The organism is Streptomyces sp. NPDC045967 (assembly GCF_056430495.1).
Map to the genome: position 1 here is coordinate 59,302 of NZ_JBWKLE010000008.1, position 18,781 is coordinate 78,082.

Consider the following 18,781-nt stretch of genomic DNA (forward strand, 5'->3'; position numbering starts at 1 on the left):
ACTCAGCGCCAGGGTTCGCTGACCGTCCGCAGGGTCATGGCGGTGGAGACGGCGGCGGTGACCGCTTCGTGCCCCTTGTCCTCGTTCGACCCCTCGAGGCCGGCGCGGTCCAGTGCCTGCTCGTCGTTGTCACAGGTCAGGACGCCGAAGCCGACGGGGACTCCGGTGTCGATCGACACCTGCACCAGGCCCTGGGTGACGCCCTGGCAGACGTAGTCGAAGTGCGGGGTGCCGCCGCGGATGACCACTCCGAGGGCGACGATGGCATCGTAACCGCGACCGGCCAGTACCTTGGCCACGACCGGGAGCTCGAAGCTGCCGGGGACGCGGAGCAGGGTCGGCTCGTCGATGCCGAGTTCGTGCAGGGCCCGCAGGGCGCCGTCGACCAGGCCGTCCATGACCTTCTCGTGCCACTGTGCGGCGATCACCGCGACTCGCAGGTCTCCGCAGTTCTTCACGCTCAGTTCGGGTGCGCCCTTGCCGCTCACAGCTCTGCTCCTCGGTGGTTCGTGTCCGGGTGGATGGTTACGGGTGGTACCGGTGGTGCCGGTGGTGCCGTGGTGCTCTTGGTGCCGGTTCTGCTGCTTCTGCTACTGGTTGCCGCAGGTGGAGGAGGCGGCCGCGGCGGCCGCGTCCAGCCAGGGGAGGTCGTGGCCCATCCGGTCCCGCTTGGTGCGCAGGTACCGCAGATTGTGCTCGCCCGCCTCCATCGGCATGGACTCCCGGCCGGAGACCTCGATGCCGTGCCGGACGAGGGCGGCGGCCTTGTCGGGGTTGTTGGTCAGCAGCCGGACGCTGCGCACGCCGAGGTCGGCGAGGATCTGGGCGCCGGCCCCGTAGTCGCGGGCGTCCGCGGGCAGGCCCAGTTCCAGGTTGGCGTCGAGGGTGTCGCGGCCGCGCTCCTGGAGCTCGTACGCGCGCAGCTTGGACAGCAGGCCGATGCCGCGGCCCTCGTGGCCGCGCAGGTAGACGACGATCCCGCGCCCCTCGGCCTGGATGCGCTCCATGGAGGCGTGCAGCTGGGGGCCGCAGTCGCAGCGCTGGGAGGCGAAGATGTCGCCGGTCAGGCATTCGGAGTGCATCCGGACGAGCACGTCGTTGCCGTCGCCCATCTCGCCGTGGACCAGGGCGACGTGCTCGACCCCGTCGACGGTGGAGCGGAAGCCGTAGGCGGTGAACGCGCCGAAGGCGGTGGGCAGGTTGACCTCGGCCTCGCGGCGCACGGTCGGCTCGGCGGAGCGGCGGTAGGCGATCAGGTCCTCGATGGAGATGATCGTCAGGCCGTGCTTGCGGGCGAAGGGGATCAGCTCGGGCAGGCGCAGCATGACGCCGTCCTCGCCGGCGATCTCCACGATCGCGCCGGCCGGGCGCAGGCCCGCGAGCCGGGCGAGGTCGACGGCGGCTTCGGTGTGGCCGTTGCGGGCCAGGACGCCGCCGGGCTTGGCGCGCAGCGGGAAGACGTGGCCGGGGCGGACGAAGTCGCCGGGCTCGGAGGTCCCGGCGGCGAGGAGTCGCAGGGTGGTGGCGCGGTCGGCGGCGGAGATGCCGGTGGAGACGCCGTGGGCGGCGCTCGCGTCGACCGAGACGGTGAAGGCGGTCTTCATCGACTCGGTGTTGTTCTGCACCATCTGGGGAAGTTCGAGCCGATCCAGCTCGGGGCCCTCCATGGGGGCGCAGATCAGGCCGCGGCACTCGCTCATCATGAAGGCGATGATCTCCGGGGTCGCCTTCTCGGCGGCGATGACGAGGTCGCCCTCGTTCTCCCGGTCCTCGTCGTCGACGACGACGATGGGGCGGCCCGCGGCGATGTCGCGCACGGCCTGCTCGACGGGGTCGAGGCGGAAGGGCTCGTCGAAGCTCTCGGGGACGGCGGGCACGGGCTTGAGGCTGGTCATGCCGTTGCTCCTTCCAGGGCCGGGCCGGGGGTGGTGCGCGAGCGCTGGTACCAGTCGTGGGCGCCCCACAGCACGAGGGCGAAGTACACGACGTAGACGAGGCCGGAGAAGGCCAGCCCGTTGTTGAAGGCGAGGGGGACGCCGACCAGGTCGACCAGGAGCCAGGCGAACCAGAACTCGACCAGACCGCGGGCCTGGGCGACCATCGCGACGATGGTGCCCACGAAGATGTAGGCGTCCGCCCACGGGCTCCAGGACAGGTGCGGGAAGGCCGTGAAGAGGCCGCCGACGGCGAGGGTGCCGAGGGCCGCGCCGGCGAGGAGCAGTCCGCGCTCCTTCCAGGAGGCGGTGCGGACGGCGATGGAACCGTCCTGGGCCTGCTGCCTGCCGCGCTGCCAGGCGCGCCATCCGAAGAGGGCGACGCCGATGACCAGGAGCTGCTTGCCGACGCCGCCGGAGAGGTGGGCGGAGGCGTAGGCGGCGATGAGGATCAGGCCGGAGAGGAGCTGGGCGGGCCAGGTCCACAGGGAGCGCCGCCAGCCGAGGGCGAGGGCGGCCAGGCCGATCAGGTTGCCGATCATGTCGGACCAGATGACCTTCTGGCCGAAGACGGTGAAGGCTTCGGCGTTGAGCCAGGTCAGGGCGGTCACCGGGCGTCTCCCGTCGGGTGCAGCGGGTCCACTCCGGCGGCGAGCAGGCGCTCGACGTACTTGGCGAGGACATCGACCTCCAGGTTGACCGGGTCGCCGGGCTGCTTGGTGCCCAGGGTGGTCAGCGCGAGGGTGGTGGGGATGAGGCTGATGGTGAACCAGTCGGCGGCGGCCTCGACCACGGTGAGGCTGACGCCGTCGACGGTGATGGAGCCCTTCTCCACGACGTAGCGGGAGAGGTGCCGCGGGAGGGCGACCTTGACGATCTCCCAGTGTTCCGAGGGGGTGCGGGAGAGGATCTCGCCGGTGCCGTCCACGTGGCCCTGGACCAGGTGGCCGCCGAGCCGCCCCCCGAGGGCCATGGGGCGTTCCAGGTTGACGCGGGAGCCCTTGGCCAGAACGCCGAGGCTGGACCGGTTGAGGGTCTCCTGCATGACGTCGGCGGTGAACTCGCCGTCGGCGGTGTCCACGACGGTGAGGCAGACGCCGTTGACGGCGATGGAGTCACCGTGCTTGGCGCCCTCGGTGACGAGGGGGCCGCGCAGGCGGAAGCGGGAGGCTTCCTCGAGGTGCTCGACCTCGGCGACCTCGCCCAGTTCTTCGACGATTCCGGTGAACACTTCAGCGCTCCTTGGGGGCGGCGGGGACGGCGGGCGCCGTGGGGACGGCGGTGATGCGGAGGTCGGTGCCGATGCGGACGGTCTCGGTGATGCGGAGGCGGAGCGCGTCGGTGAGGGTGGCGATGCCGGCGTCGGCGAGGGCGGCGGGCCCGGCGCCGAGGAGGACGGGGGCGAGGTAGCCGACGACCTTGTCGACGGCGCCCGCGGCGACGAAGGCTCCGGCCAGGGTCGGACCGCCTTCGAGGAGGACGGAGCGGACTCCGCGCCGGTGGAGTTCGCCGAGGAGGGCGTCCACGCGCAGCCCGTGCCGGTCGGACGGAAGCCGGGCGACCTCCGCGCCGGCGAGGTGGCGGACGGCGGCGTCGTCGAGGTGGTCGGCGACGGCGATCAGGGTGGGGGCGGCCCCGTCGAGGACGCGGGCGCCGGGCCGGACGGTGGCGCGGGTGTCGAGGACGACGCGCAGGGGCTGCCGGGCGCCCTCGATCCCGCGGACCGCGAGGTGCGGGTCGTCGGCGCGCAGGGTGCCGGAGCCGACGACGACGGCGTCGGACTCGGCGCGCAGCCGGTGGACGTCGGCGCGGGACTCCGGGGAGCTGATCCAGCGGCTGGTGCCGTCGGCCGCGGCGATGCGGCCGTCGAGGGTGGCGGCGTACTTCCACAGGACGTAGGGGCGTCCCAGCCGTACGGAGGTCAGCCAGGCGGCGTTGCCGGCCTCGGCCTCGTCCGCGAGCAGCCCGGCCTCCACGGCGATCCCGGCCGCGCGCAGGGTGTCGGCCCCGCCGCGGGCCTGCGGGTCCGGGTCGCGGACGGCGTGGACCACGCGGGTGATCCCGGCTTCGACGAGCGCGCGGGCGCAGGGGCCGGTGCGGCCGGTGTGGTTGCAGGGTTCCAGGGTGACGTAGGCGGTGCCGCCGCGGGCGGCGGTACCGGCCTCGCGCAGGGCGTGGACCTCGGCGTGCGGGCCGCCGGCGCGTTCGTGCCAGCCTTCGCCGACGACGGTGCCCGAGGCGTCGGTGATGACGCAGCCGACGACGGGGTTGGGGCTGGTGGAGCCGAGGCCGCGGGCGGCGAGCTCGACGGCTCGGCGCATGGCGCGGGTGTCCGCGTCGGGTGCTGTCTGCGCGGCGTGTGTCGCCACCGGGTCCTCCTGCCTCATCGGGCACGGACTCCGGGGCCTGTCGGGATACGACAGATGAAGCGGTACAGCGCACAGGGGGACGCCAAGGCCGGAAAACGGTCCGCTGCGCCACATCCCGAGGGATGTGCCGAGGAACCGCCGACGGCGGCGTACCGGTGTGACTGGCCCGCCGCGCACTGCCTCCCATCCGGACTTTAACCGTCGGTCCAGGAATCCCACCTGGTCAACCGGCCGCTGGCTGCGGACGGGTCGCGGACTATAACCGCCGGTTCGGAATTACACCGACCCCGGAGTGCGCTGCTTACTGGTACTCCAGCCAGTTTGCCATGGGTGATCCTCGGCCAGGCGGGTGAGGGCGTGTGGCCTGGCTCACACGCCGGGAGGCGGCGCGGGAGGGGGTGGAGCAGGGAGTGGAGGAGGGGGCGGAGGAGAACGCGGACGGCGGGGGCGCGGACCCGGCCGAGTGGCGACCGGATTGGTCCAGACCTATTGACGGGGTGGTCTAGTCCTCTTAACGTTCCCTTCATCTTCCCCGGGAGCAGCCCGTCAGATGTGCGCACGTCACGGGCCAACGCGCTTCATATCTCCGCATGTTGTGTCCTGTTGTGTCCCGCCTTCCTCCCCTCCCCAGGAGGCACGATGCTGTCCCCCACACGTATGAGAGCGATGCTCCTGACATCCGGCGCCGCAATCGCCGGACTGCTGGTGGCCGGGCTCTCGACGGGCGTCTCGCACGCCGCCGACAACGAGAGCTGTCGCCCCGACGGCCTCTACAAGACGGCCGGCGTCGACGTCCCGTACTGCTCGGTGTACGACGCCGAAGGCCGCGAGAAGATGGGCGCCGACCATCAGCGCCGGGTCATCGGCTACTTCACCGGCTGGCGCACCGGCAAGAACGGCCAGCCGGCCTACCTGGCCCACGACATCCCGTGGTCCAAGGTCACCCACCTGAACTACGCCTTCGCCCACGTGGGCGCGGACAACAAGATCTCCGTCGGTGCGGACAACGCGAACAACGCCGCCACCGGGATGACCTGGCCGGGCGTCGCGGGCGCCGAGATGGACCCCGCGCTCCCCTACAAGGGCCACTTCAACCAGCTGACGAAGTTCAAGAAGCAGCACCCGAACGTCAAGACCCTGATCTCCGTCGGCGGTTGGGCGGAGACCGGCGGCTACTTCGGGGACGACGGCAACCGGGTCGCCTCGGGCGGCTTCTACTCGATGGCCACCAACGCCGACGGCTCCGTCAACCAGGCGGGCATCGACACCTTCGCGAACTCCTCGGTCGAGTTCATCCGCACCTACGGCTTCAACGGCGTCGACATCGACTACGAGTACCCGACCACCATGAAGGACGCGGGCAACCCGCTGGACTGGCAGCTGTCCAACGCCCGCCGCGCCGGTCTCGTCAAGGGCTACGACGCCCTGATGAAGAGCCTGCGCGAGAAGCTCGACCGGGCCGGGGCCGCCGACGGCAAGCACTACCTGCTCACCGTCGCCGCGCCGTCCTCCGGGTACCTGCTGCGGGGCATGGAGACCTTCCAGATGCAGAAGTACCTGGACTACGTCAACATCATGTCCTACGACCTGCACGGGGCCTGGAACGAGTTCGTCGGGCCGAACGCCTCGCTCTTCGACGACGGCAAGGACGCCGAGCTGGCCGCCGCGAACGTCTACGGCAGCTCCCAGTACGGGAACATCGGCTACCTCAACACCGACTGGGCGTACCACTACTTCCGCGGCTCGATGCCGGCCGGCCGCATCAACATCGGCCTGCCGTACTACACGCGCGGCCACAAGAACGTGCAGGGCGGTACGGACGGCCTGTGGGGCAGGGCCCCCGCGACCGCCTGCCCGGCCGGCGCGGGCCTGACCAAGTGCGGTGACGGCGCCGTCGGCATCGACAACCTGTGGCACGACAAGGACACCAACGGCGTCGAGTCGCCGGCCGGTTCCAACCCGATGTGGCACGCGAAGAACCTGGAGAAGGGGATCGTCGGCGACTACGTCACGACGTACGGCTTCCCCGCGAACATCACGCTGACCGGCACCTACGCCCGCAAGTACGACGCGACGCTGGTCGCGCCGTGGCTGTGGAACGCGCAGAAGAAGGTCTTCCTGTCCACCGAGGACGAGCAGTCGGTGGCGGCCAAGGCCGACTACGTGGTCGACCGCGGCATCGGCGGCACGATGGTCTGGGAGATGGCCGGCGACTACGACTGGAACGCGGCCAAGGGCCAGTACGAGATGGGCGACACGCTCACCTCGCTGATGTACGACAAGTTCAAGGCGGCGGCGCCGTACGGCGCGAAGAAGTCGAACACCGCGCTGCCGTCGCAGGCCGTGGACATCAAGACGGAGTTCACCGAGTTCAAGCTCGGCGACTCCAACTACCCGATCACCCCGAAGCTGAAGATCACCAACAACACCGCGGCGACCCTGCCGGGCGGCACGGAGTTCCAGTTCGACTACGCGACCGCCGCCCCGAGCAACGCCTCCGACCAGTCCGGCTTCGGGACCAAGGTGATCCGCAGCGATCACACGGGCGGCAACGCAGGCGGCCTCAAGGGCGACTTCCACCGGGTCTCCCTGAAGCTCCCGGCCTGGCAGACGCTGGCCCCGGGCGCCTCGGTCGACCTGTCGTTCAACTACTACCTGCCGGTGTCCACGCCCTCCAACTGGACGGTGAACATCTCCGGCACGACGTACGCGCTCGCCGGTGACCTGGCGCGCGGTGTCACGGTGGTCCAGCCCGGCTCCACCACCCCGCCGACCACGCCGCCCACCACCCCGCCGACCTCTCCGCCGCCCACCACGACCCCGCCGACGGGCGGCGCGTGCACCGCTCCGGCGTACGTGGCCGGCCGGACCTACGGCGGCGGCAGCCTCGTCTCCCACAAGGGCCGCACCTGGAAGGCCCAGTGGTGGACGCAGAACGAGGAGCCGGGCACCACGGGCGAATGGGGCGTCTGGAGGGACCAGGGCGCCTGCTGACACCCCCGGCCCGCCATGGCTGACGGCCATGGGTGAGCCCCGCGCGTGAGGACCCGGTGGCCCGGCGGCCACCGGGTCCTCGCACATGGCACGGGACACGGGCGTTCGGGCGGGGCCGGTCAGGGCTCCGCGGTCTCGTCACGGCGCTGGAGCCGCGCCCTTCGCCGCGCTCCAGCCGCCGAAGAGGACCTCCTGCGCCGCCTCCCGCGCCGCCAGTCGGGCCCCCGTCAGGACCGCCGGGCCGCCCAGGGTGGTGGCGCGGACCTCGGTGGGTACGGGGGTCAGCGCCGCCAGGCGGCGGGCCACCCGGGCGGCGAGCGCGGGGCCGCCCGCCCGGCCCAGTTCGCCCCCCAGGACCACGCAGCCGGGGTCCAGGACCGCGGTGACCGCCGCCGCGCCGAGGGCCAGGCGCTCGGCCACGGCTTCGAGGAAGTCCTCCCCCGCACCGCCCGCGACGGCCTCCTCGGCGGGACCGGCGAAGCCGTGTGCCCGGGCCAGCGCCGTCACGGCCCCGCGCCCGGCCAGGGCGTGGAAGCCGCCGCCGCAGTCGGTGGCGGACGGCAGCGCGCCGGTGCCGGGGACGGGCAGGAAGCCGATCTCACCGGCCCCGCCGGAGGCGCCGCGGCGCAGCCGCCCGTCCAGGACCACGGCCGCGCCCACGCCCGCGCCGAGCCACAGCAGGACGAAGGAGTCGAGGTCGCGGGCCGCGCCCAGGCGCTGCTCGGCGAGCGCCGCCAGGTTGGTCTCGTTCTCGACGGCGACCACCGCGGGCAGGGTCCGCCGCAAGGCGGACACCAGGTCCCGGTGCCAGGCGGGCAGGCCCTCGGTGTCGCGGAGTTCGCCGGTGGCGGGCCCGACCAGGCCGGGGGCTCCGACGACGACGGTGTGGAGCGGGCCGGCCCCGGCCTCGCGGGCGGTGCGCAGCAGGGCGGCGACGGCGTCCGCGGGGGCGCCGACGGGCAGGGCGGCCTCGGCCAGCGGGTGGCCGAGGAGGTCGGTGACCACGGCGGTGACGCTGTCGGTCCGCACGTCGAGGGCGGCCAGGTGGGCGCGGCGGGCGACGATCCCGTAGAGCTTGGCGTTGGGGCCGCGCCGCTGTGCGCCCGATTCCCCGACGACCTCGATCAGCCCGGCTTCGGTGAGCCGCTCGACGAGGTCGGCGACCGAGGGGCGGGACAGGCCCGTTCTGGCCTTGAGCTGGGTGGCCGTCAGCGGCCCGGCCTCCTGGAGGAGTTGCAGGGCGAGGCGGTCGTTGATCGCGCGGGCCGTGCTGGGCGAGGCGGGGGACGGTGCCGGCGTCGAGGTGGGGGCTGGGGTCACGGCGCCCATCCTAGGCAGTCGGGGCCACTAACCATCAGGCAGGGTCCCTGATAGTTTACGTCCATGACCGGGGAAACCGACCTCAGCCCGGCGCGGCTGCGCCATGCCCGTTTCGCGATCGCCGCCGTCTTCTGCGCCCACGGCGCGGTGACGGGCTCCTTCGCCACCCGGATCCCATGGATCCAGGACCACGCCCAGCTCAGCGCCGGCGCCCTGGGCCTGGCCCTGGCCTTCCCCGCGCTCGGCGCGGCGGTCGCCATGCCGCTGGCGGGCCGGATCAACCACCGGTTCGGCGCACGCGCCGCGCTGCGGGGGCTGTTGGCGCTGTGGACCCTCTCCCTGGTCCTGCCGGGCCTCGCCCCGAACCTGCCCGCGCTGTGCGGCGCGCTCTTCGTCTACGGGGCCACCGCCGGCATGTCCGACGTGGCGATGAACGCGCTCGGCGTGGAGACGGAGAACCGGCTGGGCCGCTCGGTCATGTCCTCGCTGCACGGCATGTGGAGCGTGGGCGCGCTGATCGGCTCGGCCGCGGGCACGGTCGCCGCGCACGCCGGGGTCGACGCCCGGCTGCACCACCTGGTCGCCGCACTGCTGCTCACGGTGGCCGGGCTGGCCGCCGTACAGGGGGTGCTGGACCTCAGGAGCGACCAGGACCAGGAGGCTCCGCCGCACTTCACCCTGCCTCCGCGGTCGGCACTGCTGATCGGGGCCGTCGGTTTCTGCGCTGTCTTCGCCGAGGGCGCGAGCCTGGACTGGTCCGCGGTCTACCTGCGGGACGTGCTGGGTACGGACGCGGGTCTGGCAGCGGCTTCCACCACCGCCTTCGCGCTCACGATGGCCGTGGCCCGGCTGGTCGGGGACCGGGTGGTGGACCGGTTCGGTCCGGTGCGGACCGTCCGGGCCGGCGGCGTACTGGCCACTGCGGGCGGGCTGGTCGTGGTGGCGGTCCGCGAACCGGTGGCCGCGCTGGCCGGGTTCGGGCTGATCGGGCTGGGCATCGCCGTGGTGGTCCCGCTGGCCTTCGCGGCCGCGGGGCGCAGCGGGCCGGCGCCGGCGCAGGCCATCGCGGGCGTCGCGACGATCACCTACACGTCGGGGCTGATCGCGCCGTCGGCGATCGGTGCGGTGGCCGACGCGACCTCGCTCGTGGTCTCCTTCGGGCTGGTCACCCTGCTGGCCTTCATGCTGGTGGTGGGGGCCTCCGTACTGCGCCGGAAGCCGGCCGCCCCGCAGGCCGCCGGGGCCGGTCGCGACGAAACCGCCGGTATCCGCCCGTAGCATGTCGGGGGCCCTGCCCGGCTCCGCAGGACGGGGCGACCGGGGGGCTCGGTGTCGATCGGCGGCGGAACGGAAAGGGTGGACCATGGGCGGCCTCGGCGTGCGCTGGACCCTGCACGGTGACGGGCGGACCCCGGCACCCGGCGCGGTGGTGCGGCCGGACGAGCGGCTGTCGTGGCCGCGCACCGCGGGGCTCGGCGCCCAGCACGTGGTGGCGATGTTCGGCGCGAGCTTCGTCGCGCCGGTCCTGATGGGCCTGGATCCGAACCTGGCCATCATGATGTCCGGCGTCGCGACGGTGATCTTCCTGCTCGCGACGCGCGGGCGGGTCCCCTCCTACCTCGGTTGTTCGCTGTCCTTCGTCGGTGTGGCCGCGGCCATCCGGGCGTCGGGCGGGGACAGCGCGGTGGTGACCGGCGCCGTCTTCACCGTCGGCGTGGCGCTCTTCCTGGCCGGGCTGGCCGTGCGGCTCTTCGGCGCGCGGATCATCCACGCGGCGATGCCGCCGGTGGTGACGGGCGCGGTCGTGATGCTGATCGGCTTCAATCTGGCGCCGGTGACGGCCTCGACCTACTGGCCGCAGGACCAGTGGACGGCGCTGCTGGTGATGGCGTTCACCGGGCTGGCCGTGGTCTGCCTGCGCGGTTTCTGGTCGCGGATCGCCATTTTCCTGGGCCTGGTCTTCGGGTACGGGCTGTCCTGGGTGCTCGACCGGATCTTCGGCAAGATCCACTCCACGATGGGCGGGCCCGAGGCCGTGGACCACTGGCGCCTGGACCTCTCCGGGGTGGCCAGGGCCGACTGGATCGGACTGCCGACCTTCCACGCACCGGACTTCGAGTGGTCCGCCATCCTCATCGCCCTGCCGGTGGTGATCGCGTTGATCGCCGAGAACGCCGGGCACATCAAGGCCGTCGGCGAGATGACCGGGGACCCGCTGGACGACGAGCTCGGCACCGCCATCGCCGCCGACGGCGCCGCGTCCATGCTGTCCACGGCGGTCGGCGGCCCGCCCAACACCACCTACTCCGAGAACATCGGGGTGATGGCGGCCACCCGGGTCTACTCCACCGCCGCGTACTGGGCCGCCGCCGGATTCGCGCTGCTCTTCGGACTGTGCCCGAAGTTCGGGGCGGTCGTCGCGGCGATCCCGGGCGGGGTGCTGGGCGGCATCACCGTCATCCTGTACGGCATGATCGGGCTGCTCGGCGCCCAAATCTGGATCACCGGCCGGGTGGACCTGCGCAATCCGCTGAACCTGGTGCCGGCCGCGGCGGGCATCATCATCGGCGTCGGCGGGGTGACGCTGCGGATCACCGACACCTTCGAACTGGGCGGCATCGCGCTGGGCACCGTCGTCGTCATCACGGGCTACCACACGCTGCGGTACTTCGCCCCCGCGCACCTCAAGCGGCAGGAGCCCCTGCTCGACGCGGGCACCTCGGCCTACGATCATCAGGACGGCCGGGACACGCCGCGTTGACGGTGTTTCGCCCGAACCGGCGAAGCGCACGGCCAAGTTCCCCGCATCCGCGCCGGTCCCTGCGACGCTGCCTGACATGGAAGCGGTGCTGGCGCGGATGCGCGCCCTGGACGAGCGGCTCCCGCCGCAGGACGGTGTCGCCGTCTTCAACCGGGTGTACCTGACGGTGACGCAGACCCTGCACCGGCGGATCGAACACGGCGGGTTCCCGGCGCCCCGGCGGGCGCAGATCCTCAGCGTGCGGTTCGCCGAGCGCTACCTGGCGGCGGTGGACGCCGACCGGGCCCCGGCCTGCTGGCGTCCCCTGTTCCAGTACCGCCGCCATCCGGGGATCCGCCCCCTCCAGCACGCGCTGGCCGGGATCAACGCGCACATCGGCCACGACCTGGCGGTGGCGGTGGTGTCCACGTGCCAGGTCCTGGACTGCGAACCGGGCGCCCTGGAGGCCGACTTCGAACGGGTGGGCGACACCCTGGTCGCCCTGGAGGAGCACATCCGCGAGGAGCTGATGCCGGGCCCGGATTTCCTGGAGATCGCCGACCCGCTGACCCACCTCCTGGGCTCGTGGAGCCTGGAGCGGGCCCGCGCGAGCGCCTGGGCGTCGGCCCGGCTGCTGTGGACCCTGCGCCGCTCCCCCGAGCTGGCCGAGGAGTTCCGCGAATCCCTCGACGCGGGCGTGGGACTGGTCGGCCGCTGCCTGCTGACCCCGGCCCCGGGCCGGCTCAGCCGCGTGTGACGGCGAACGGGCCGCCGTCGCCGAAGGCCAGGTCCGCGAAGCGCTCGCCGATGCGGCGGTGGCCGGCCGAGTCCGGGTGGAGCCGGTCGGGCAGGGGCAGTTCGGCGAAGTCCGCCGCCCCGTAGAGGGCGCGGCCGTCGAGGTGGTGCAGGTTCGGGTCCTGCGCCGCCCGCCGTGCGGTGAGGCGGGCCAGCTCCTCGCGGATGACACCGAGCGTCAGCCGTCCGGTGGGAGCCTCCGCCGGGTCGCCGAGGGCCTTGAAGCGCAGCTGCCCGTCCTCGAAGTCGGGCGCGGTGGGGCCCGGGGTGTCCTCGTGGATGGGGCACAGGACGGGAGAGACGACCAGCAGCGGGGTGGTGGGGTGGCCCTCGCGGACGGTGTCGAGGAACCCGTGCACGGCCGGGACGAAGGCGCGCAGGCGCATCGCGTCGTGGTTGACGAGATTGATGCCGATCTTGATGCTGATCAGGTCCGCGGGGGTGTCCCGGATGGCGCGCGCGGTGAACGGATCGAGCAGGGCGTTGCCGCCGAACCCCAGGTTGATCAGCGACACCCCGCCCCGGGCGGCCGCCAGCGCCGGCCAGGTGCCGGTCGGTTCGGTGGCGGAGGAGCCGTGGCTGATGGAGCTGCCGTGGTGCAGCCACACCCTGCGGTCCCCGTCCGCCGCGGCCTCGACCGGGGCGTCGGTGCGCAGCGCGATGAGCTCGGTGGCCTCCGTGTGGGGCAGCCAGATCTCGACGTCCTTCGTCCCGGCCGGGAGGCCGGTGAAGCGGAGGGTGCCGGGCGGGCCGGGGAGCAGTTCCTCGGAGCCGGTGGCCATGTCGACCAGGCGGACGTTGCCGCCCGCCACGGTGCCGCGGCCGGCCGGGCGCCCGTCGACGAGCAGCTCGTACACGCCGTCCGGGCGTTCGGGCCCGTCCCGGTAGGCCGTCTTCGTCGGGAGCACGTCCAGTTCGACGGCGGTGGCGGCGGTCCTGAAGGCCAGCCGCACCCCGGAGGGTTGGGCCTCCTTCGCGGCGAGGTCGGCATCGGGGAACTGCTCGCGTGCGCGGGCGGGCAACCGGTGCGGGAGCACGCCGTGCGCGGTGCGTTCCACGTCGAGGGCGCCGCGCAGCAGGTGCGCCTCGACGGGCGTGGTGATCGACGGGCCGGGGCCGTTGGGGCGGTGCGGGGCATCCATGATCCTTACCCTGCCCGGCCGGGCAGGGGTCCGCACCCGTTTTTCCGGTCGGGCCGGCTCCGGGACGCTCCGCATACGGGCCGCCGCGCTGGTCGCACGGCTCCGGTGCGCTCATGAGTACGGGCCGCCGCCGCGCTGTTCGCGCGGGGGCGGCCCGTGGCCAGGGGGTCCGGGGCGGGGGTGGTGCCCACGGGGACCGGGAGGGGGAGGTCAGTCCTCCGGGAGTTCGACCGGGGCGATGTCGTCGTAGACGTCGCCGGGGCCGGGGTTGGTGGCGTCGGTGGAGCCGCCGAGGTGGTGCATGACGCCCCAGACGGCGTTCAGGGCGGTCTGCACGGCGCCCTCGGCCCAGCCGGCCGTCCAGGAGATGTCGTCGCCCGCGAGGAAGATGCCGCGCTTGTCCTCGGGGAGGCGGTCCTGCATGAAGTGCGTGAACAGGCGGCGCTGGTAGCGGTAGTGGCCCGGCAGGTTCGCCTTGAACGCGCCCATGAAGTAGGGCTCGTTCTCCCAGGACACGGTGACGGGGTTGCCGATGATGTGGCGGCGGATGTCGACGTTCGGGTAGATCTCGCCGAGGGACTTCAGCATGACCTCCATCCGCTCGTTCGCGGACAGCGGCAGCCACTTCAGGCTGTCGTCGCACCAGGTGTAGGACAGGCAGATGACGGCGGGCTTGTCCGGGCCGTTGTCCAGCAGGTAGGTGCCTCGGGTCATGCGGTCGGTGAGGGTCATCGACATGACGTCGCGGCCGGTCTGCTCGTCCTTGTCCAGCCAGAACGGCCGGTCCACGGGGATGAAGAGCTTCGAGCTCTCCATGTAGTGGGTGCGCTCGATCGCCGTCCAGTGGTCGATCGGGAACAGCGTGTCGTCGCACGCGATCTTGGACAGCAGCATCCACGACTGGGCGGTGAAGATCGCGGCACGGTAAGTGCGGATGTCGCCGGAGGCGTCGGTGACCGTGATGCGGTTGCCCGCCGTGCGGTGCAGCCGGGTGACCGCCGGGCGGGGGGTGCCGTCGTGCAGGGAGGACAGCGAGGTGCCCTGGGCCCAGTGGATGATCTTCTGCGGCTCGCGCTCCCACAGGCGCAGCGGGAGCTGCTGGGAACCGCCCACGATGCCGCGGTGGTGGTCGTCGGCCTCGGTGTAGACGACGCGCAGGATCTCCAGGATGGAGTTCGGGAAGTCGGTGTCCCAGCCGCCCGTGCCGAAGCCGACCTGGCCGAAGATCTCGCGCTTGCGGAAGGACTGGAACGCCTCGGACTTGCAGAGGAAGCCGTAGAAGGTCTCGTCGTCGAGCTTCTCGACGAGCTTGGCCCAGATCTCGCGGATGCGCGGGACGTCCCGCTCGCGCATCGCGGTGTTCATGTCCGAGAAGTCGGCGCCCTCTTCCAGGCAGGCGTTCCACGCGTCGGCGACGTCGCGGTAGACCTGCGGGAGGTCGGCGATGGTCTCGGCGTAGTGCGTCTCGCCCTTGAGGTCGACGACGGTCGAGGGGGTGGCCTCGGCGAGCGGGTTCGGGAAGGGCTCGGTGACCAGGCCGACGAGGTCGATGTAGTGCTGGAGGGCCGTGGAGGACGGCGGGAAGCGCATGGCGCCCATCTCCGCGGTCAGCTCCTCGGTGCCCGCGCCCTCGAAGCCCACGGTGCGCAGCCGGCCGCCGATCTGGTCGGCCTCGTAGACGACGGGCTTCAGGCCCATCTTCATCAGCTCGTAGGCCGAGATGATGCCGGACAGCCCGCCGCCGATGACGGCGACCTCGGTGCCGTGCTCGGTCGCGGGTATCTGGCCCAGCCCCGCCGGGTGGGCGAGGAAGTCGTCGTACGCGTACGGGAAGTCCGGGCCGAACATGGTGATCGGCGGCTGTCCGTCGCTGTGCGGGACGGCGGTGGTGGGCACCGTGGACGTCATGGGGGTACGTCTCCTTGCGGGCAGGGCTGGGGAAGCGGAGGAGCGGGGAGGTCAGACGAGGGAGGCGTAGAGCCCGGGGCGGCGGTCGCGCAGGTAGGGGTTGTTCGTGCGGGACGCGCTCAGCAGCTCGGGGTCGGCCTCGCCGAACACCAGCTCCTCGCCGCGTCCGGCCCGGGTGCGGGTCACCCCGTCGGGGCTCGCCAGGCAGCTGAGCCCGACGAACTCGAACTCGCCTTCCGGACCGGTGCGGTTGACGTACGCGATGTACATCTGGTTCTCGAAGGCCCGTACCGGGACGAGCTGTTCGGCGACGAACTGGAAGGGGTGCATCTGCGCGGTCGGCACCAGGAGGAGGTCGGTGCCGGCGAGCGCGTGGGACCGGACGTTCTCGGGGAACTCCACGTCGTAGCAGATCATGATCCCGATGCGCAGACCGCCGAGGTCCGCCTGGACGACGGGGGTGTCGCCGGGGGTGAAGGCGTCCTGCTCGAAGCAGCCGAAGAGGTGGGTCTTGCGGTAGTTCGCGAGCGGCACCCCGTCGGGCCCGATGAGCTGCGCCGCGTTGAACACCGCGTCGCCGCCGCGCTCGGGGTAGCCGTACAGGACGGCGACGCCGTGGCGGCGGGCGATCTCGCCGACGGCGGCGGCGGACGGGCCGTCGGCGGGTTCGGCGAGCGCGGCGATGTCCTGGACCTCCAGGGCGTAGCCCGTGAGGAACATCTCCGAGGTCACCAGGAGCCCGGCCCCGCCCTGTGCGGCGCGCGCAGCGGCCTCGTCGAGCGCCTTGAGGTTCTCGGCGGTGTCGCCGAGCCGTCCGGAGCTCTGGAGCAGGGCGGTGCGCAGCGGGGGCATGGACTACCTCTGTGACAGGAGGGGTGGGGTCGTAAAACGGTACGTTCGGGCGTTCGACCGGGACAAGCCGTCACCGTTGCGCTCCGAGCATCGATCTGTTGCGTGTTGCGCTGTGCTTGCGGAGATTCGTTGCGCGGGGGCCGGAAGGGTGGGTGACCGGCCGGGAAACGAAGATCACCGGGGTCGGGCGGCCCGTACGCCGTACCCGCAGGCGGCGCGCGGACCCGGCCCGGACGGCGCGGGGCGGCCTGGACGGAGCGGGACGGCCGGGGGCGGGGCGGCCGGGGGCGGGGCCCGCCGGGGCCTTCGGGCGGGCGTCGCCGGGTTTCGCGGCCCGCCCAGCGGTCAGACGCGCAGCAACCCACGGAGAGGAACTGCCATGACGGACGTCACCCGCCTGCCCGGGGCCACCCACCACTTCTGGGAGTGGCAGTCCGGGGCCGCCTGCCGGGACCTGGGATCCGCACGCTTCTTCCATCCCGCCGGAGAGCGCGGCGAGGACCGCGAGGAGCGGGACGCGGCCGCGAAGCGGGTCTGCGCGGTGTGCCCGGTGCGCGCCGCCTGCCTGGACCACGCGCTGCGCACCCGAGAGCCGTTCGGGGTCTGGGGCGGGCTGACGGAGGAGGAGCGCCGCTCGCTGCGGTACCGCCGGCTCGCGGGTGCGGGAGCTACGCCGGCGCGCCGGATGTGAAGCGGCGCAGCAGCGGGGAGAGCACCAGGACCGACTTGGTGCGCTCCACGAAGCGCTCGCCCGCGATGCGCTCCAGAACCCGCTCGAAGTGCCGCATGTCGGAGGCGAAGATCTGGACGAGGGCGTCCGCGTCGCCGGTGACGGTCGACGCGGACACCACCTCGGGGTACCGCTCGAGCCCCCGCCGGATGTCGTCCGGCGAGGTGTTGTGGCGGCAGTAGATCTCGATGAAGCCCTCGGTCTCCCAGCCCATCGCGGCCGGGTCCACGCGGACCGTGAAGCCGGTGATGGCCCCTTCGGCGCGCAGCCGGTCCACGCGCCGCTTCACGGCGGGGGCGGAGAGCCCGACCTCGGAGCCGATGTCCGCGTAGGAGCGGCGGGCGTCCTCGGCGAGGGCGTGCACGATGCGTTCGTCGAGATCGTTCAGTCGCACTGCGGGTGGATCACTTCTCTGCCGTGGCCAGTCGGGAGCGGCGGATGCCGTACAGGAAGTAGACCACGATGCCGACGGCCATCCAGACACCGAAAGCGACCCATGTCGCGACCGGCAGGCTGTACATCATGTAGGCGCAGGCGAGGAAGCCGAGGATCGGCGTCACCGGGAAGAGCGCCACCTTGAAGGTGCGCGGCATGTCGGGCTTGGTGCGGCGCAGGATCACGACGGCGACGTTCACCAGGGCGAAGGCGAAGAGCGTGCCGATGCTGGTCGCGTTGGCGAGCTCACCCAGCGGGATGAACGCGGCGAGCGCGCCGCAGAAGAGCGAGACGATCAGCACGTTGACGCGGGGGGCGCCGGTCTTGGCGTCGACCTTGGCGAACGCCTTGGGGACGAGCCCGTCGCGGGACATCGCGAACAGGATGCGGGTCTGCCCGTAGAGGACGGCGAAGACGACCGACGCGATGGCGACGACCGCGCCGGCGGCCAGGACGACGCCCCAGAAGCTGTGCCCGGTGACGTCGGTCATGATCTGGGCGAGCGCGGCCTCGGTGCCCTCGAAGTCCTGCCAGGGCATGGCGCCGACGGCGACGAAGGCGACGAGCACGTACAGGACGGTGACGATGCCCAGCGAGAGCATGATCGCGCGGGGCAGGTCCTTCTTCGGGTTCTTGGCTTCCTCACCGGCGGTGGAGGCGGCGTCGAAGCCGATGTAGGAGAAGAAGAGCGTGGAGGCGGCGGCGCTGATGCCGGTGACGCCGAGCGGGGCGAGGGGGGCGTAGTTGCCCGCCTTGATGCCCATGACGCCGATGCCGATGAAGAGCAGCAGCGTGACGATCTTCACCGCGACCATGATCGTGTTGATGCGGGCGCTCTCCTTGGCGCCGCGCATCAGGAAGACCATCGCGAGCAGGACGACGACCAGGGAGGGCAGGTTGATCCAGCCGCCCTCGCCCAGCGGGGCGGAGAGGCCCTCGGGGATCGTGAAGCCCACGGTCCCGTCGAGGAGCTCGTTGAGGTACTGCCCCCAGCCGACGGCGACCGCCGCGACCGAGACGGCGTACTCCAGGACCAGGCACCAGCCGCAGATCCAGGCGACGAGCTCGCCCATGGTGGCGTAGGTGTAGGAGTACGAGGAGCCGGAGACGGGGACGGAGCCGGCGAGCTCGGCGTAGGACAGGGCCGAGAACAGCGCGGTCAGGCCGGCGATGATGAACGAGATCGTCACGGCCGGGCCGGCCTTGGGAGCGGCTTCGCCGAGGACGACGAAGATGCCGGTGCCCAGGGTCGCGCCGATGCTGATCATCGTCAGCTGCCACATGGTGAGCGAGCGGCGCAGCGTACCGCCCTCGCCCTGGCCGCCCTCGGCGACAAGCTGCTCGACCGGCTTGCGGCGGAGCAGCGGGTGGGCGGGCCTGCGGGCCTCGGTCGTGGCGGGGGGCGCCTGGCCGTGGTCGAGCACGGGGTGACTCCTTCTTGCTGCGGGTGGGGATCCAAGGCGTCGACCGCAGCGGTCCGGAGCGCGGCAGGAGGGGAAACCAGCCTGGGCATGGGAGGACCGCCGAGCAGGCGGTCCGCGCCACTCCACGTACAGCGAGTG

The 18,781-nt window shown here is 72.4% G+C and carries 16 protein-coding genes and 1 riboswitch; of the genes, 5 read left to right on the forward strand and 11 right to left on the reverse strand.

The features are described 5' to 3' along the window. Positions 1-2 precede the first annotated feature (2 nt). The 5 genes from ribH to ribD all read right to left on the reverse strand — a co-directional run bounded on the left by ribH (position 3) and on the right by ribD (position 4,321). Complete coding sequence (gene ribH, locus AC07FY_RS17970) at positions 3-488, reverse strand: 6,7-dimethyl-8-ribityllumazine synthase (RefSeq protein ID WP_007262951.1); 486 nt, start codon at positions 486-488, stop codon at positions 3-5. 102 nt (positions 489-590) lie between these two features. Continuing rightward, a complete protein-coding gene (locus AC07FY_RS17975; RefSeq protein ID WP_479007243.1) occupies positions 591-1,895 on the reverse strand; it encodes a bifunctional 3,4-dihydroxy-2-butanone-4-phosphate synthase/GTP cyclohydrolase II in 1,305 nt (434 codons plus the stop codon). Continuing rightward, positions 1,892-2,545, reverse strand: a complete 654-nt coding sequence (locus tag AC07FY_RS17980) for a nicotinamide mononucleotide transporter family protein (RefSeq protein ID WP_479007245.1) — start codon at positions 2,543-2,545, stop codon at positions 1,892-1,894. Before AC07FY_RS17980 ends, AC07FY_RS17975 begins: the two co-directional genes overlap by 4 nt. Further along, positions 2,542-3,165, reverse strand: a complete 624-nt coding sequence (locus AC07FY_RS17985) for a riboflavin synthase (RefSeq protein ID WP_479007247.1) — start codon at positions 3,163-3,165, stop codon at positions 2,542-2,544. The genes AC07FY_RS17980 and AC07FY_RS17985 overlap by 4 nt, the downstream gene beginning before the upstream one ends. A 1-nt stretch (position 3,166) precedes the next feature. After that, a complete protein-coding gene (gene ribD / locus AC07FY_RS17990) occupies positions 3,167-4,321 on the reverse strand; it encodes a bifunctional diaminohydroxyphosphoribosylaminopyrimidine deaminase/5-amino-6-(5-phosphoribosylamino)uracil reductase RibD (protein WP_479007250.1) in 1,155 nt (384 codons plus the stop codon). A 151-nt stretch (positions 4,322-4,472) separates the two neighbouring features. Continuing rightward, a riboswitch (FMN riboswitch) is annotated at positions 4,473-4,603 on the reverse strand. Positions 4,604-4,942: 339 nt separating this feature from the next. On the opposite strand from ribD, the gene AC07FY_RS17995 reads away from it, so the two are divergent. Beyond that, positions 4,943-7,297 carry a chitinase C-terminal domain-containing protein gene (locus tag AC07FY_RS17995; RefSeq protein WP_479007253.1) on the forward strand — a complete coding sequence of 785 codons (2,355 nt, stop codon included), beginning with the start codon at positions 4,943-4,945 and terminating at the stop codon, positions 7,295-7,297. 138 nt (positions 7,298-7,435) lie between these two features. On the opposite strand, the gene AC07FY_RS18000 is transcribed toward AC07FY_RS17995, so the two are convergent. Then, complete coding sequence (locus AC07FY_RS18000; RefSeq protein WP_479007256.1) at positions 7,436-8,617, reverse strand: ROK family transcriptional regulator; 1,182 nt, start codon at positions 8,615-8,617, stop codon at positions 7,436-7,438. Between the two features lie 63 nt (positions 8,618-8,680). Here AC07FY_RS18000 and AC07FY_RS18005 point away from each other — a divergent pair, with 63 nt between their 5' ends. From AC07FY_RS18005 to AC07FY_RS18015, 3 genes are all read left to right on the forward strand, one after another. Continuing rightward, on the forward strand, positions 8,681-9,895 hold the full coding sequence (locus AC07FY_RS18005; protein WP_479007259.1) for an MFS transporter: 1,215 nt from the start codon (positions 8,681-8,683) through the stop codon (positions 9,893-9,895). A gap of 85 nt (positions 9,896-9,980) precedes the next feature. Continuing rightward, positions 9,981-11,378, forward strand: coding sequence for a uracil-xanthine permease family protein (locus tag AC07FY_RS18010; RefSeq protein WP_479007261.1), 1,398 nt, complete (start codon positions 9,981-9,983; stop codon positions 11,376-11,378). Positions 11,379-11,454: 76 nt separating this feature from the next. After that, positions 11,455-12,114 carry a DUF5995 family protein gene (locus tag AC07FY_RS18015; RefSeq protein ID WP_479007264.1) on the forward strand — a complete coding sequence of 220 codons (660 nt, stop codon included), beginning with the start codon at positions 11,455-11,457 and terminating at the stop codon, positions 12,112-12,114. Here AC07FY_RS18015 and AC07FY_RS18020 read toward each other — a convergent pair. The 3 genes from AC07FY_RS18020 to AC07FY_RS18030 all read right to left on the reverse strand — a co-directional run bounded on the left by AC07FY_RS18020 (position 12,101) and on the right by AC07FY_RS18030 (position 16,054). Continuing rightward, positions 12,101-13,294: a GDSL-type esterase/lipase family protein gene (locus tag AC07FY_RS18020; protein ID WP_479007266.1), complete on the reverse strand. Its 1,194-nt coding sequence runs from the start codon at positions 13,292-13,294 to the stop codon at positions 12,101-12,103. The two genes, AC07FY_RS18015 and AC07FY_RS18020, sit on opposite strands and share 14 nt — an antisense overlap. Before the next feature lie 210 nt (positions 13,295-13,504). Next, a complete protein-coding gene (locus AC07FY_RS18025) occupies positions 13,505-15,202 on the reverse strand; it encodes a flavin monoamine oxidase family protein (protein ID WP_479007269.1) in 1,698 nt (565 codons plus the stop codon). 51 nt (positions 15,203-15,253) lie between these two features. Further along, positions 15,254-16,054 (reverse strand): carbon-nitrogen hydrolase family protein, encoded by an 801-nt coding sequence (locus tag AC07FY_RS18030; protein ID WP_479007272.1) that lies wholly within the window; start codon positions 16,052-16,054, stop codon positions 15,254-15,256. A 379-nt stretch (positions 16,055-16,433) separates the two neighbouring features. Here AC07FY_RS18030 and AC07FY_RS18035 point away from each other — a divergent pair, with 379 nt between their 5' ends. After that, positions 16,434-16,745: a WhiB family transcriptional regulator gene (locus AC07FY_RS18035; RefSeq protein WP_479007275.1), complete on the forward strand. Its 312-nt coding sequence runs from the start codon at positions 16,434-16,436 to the stop codon at positions 16,743-16,745. Here the strand turns inward: AC07FY_RS18035 and AC07FY_RS18040 are convergent. Together AC07FY_RS18040 and AC07FY_RS18045 are read right to left on the reverse strand one after the other, a co-directional pair. Continuing rightward, positions 16,723-17,178, reverse strand: a complete 456-nt coding sequence (locus tag AC07FY_RS18040; protein WP_069919364.1) for an Lrp/AsnC family transcriptional regulator — start codon at positions 17,176-17,178, stop codon at positions 16,723-16,725. The two genes, AC07FY_RS18035 and AC07FY_RS18040, sit on opposite strands and share 23 nt — an antisense overlap. A gap of 10 nt (positions 17,179-17,188) precedes the next feature. Continuing rightward, a complete protein-coding gene (locus AC07FY_RS18045; protein WP_479007279.1) occupies positions 17,189-18,643 on the reverse strand; it encodes an amino acid permease in 1,455 nt (484 codons plus the stop codon). Between the last annotated feature and the right edge of the window lie 138 nt (positions 18,644-18,781).

Coding starts and splice junctions, on each gene's coding strand:
- AC07FY_RS18035 (WP_479007275.1), top strand. CDS start 16,434: ATGACGGACGTCACCCGCCTGCCCGGGGCCACCCACCACTTCTGGGAG.
- AC07FY_RS18030 (WP_479007272.1), bottom strand. CDS start 16,054: ATGCCCCCGCTGCGCACCGCCCTGCTCCAGAGCTCCGGACGGCTCGGC.
- AC07FY_RS18005 (WP_479007259.1), top strand. CDS start 8,681: ATGACCGGGGAAACCGACCTCAGCCCGGCGCGGCTGCGCCATGCCCGT.
- ribD (WP_479007250.1), bottom strand. CDS start 4,321: ATGAGGCAGGAGGACCCGGTGGCGACACACGCCGCGCAGACAGCACCC.
- AC07FY_RS18010 (WP_479007261.1), top strand. CDS start 9,981: ATGGGCGGCCTCGGCGTGCGCTGGACCCTGCACGGTGACGGGCGGACC.
- AC07FY_RS18020 (WP_479007266.1), bottom strand. CDS start 13,294: ATGGATGCCCCGCACCGCCCCAACGGCCCCGGCCCGTCGATCACCACG.
- AC07FY_RS18015 (WP_479007264.1), top strand. CDS start 11,455: ATGGAAGCGGTGCTGGCGCGGATGCGCGCCCTGGACGAGCGGCTCCCG.
- AC07FY_RS18025 (WP_479007269.1), bottom strand. CDS start 15,202: ATGACGTCCACGGTGCCCACCACCGCCGTCCCGCACAGCGACGGACAG.
- AC07FY_RS17975 (WP_479007243.1), bottom strand. CDS start 1,895: ATGACCAGCCTCAAGCCCGTGCCCGCCGTCCCCGAGAGCTTCGACGAG.
- AC07FY_RS17995 (WP_479007253.1), top strand. CDS start 4,943: ATGCTGTCCCCCACACGTATGAGAGCGATGCTCCTGACATCCGGCGCC.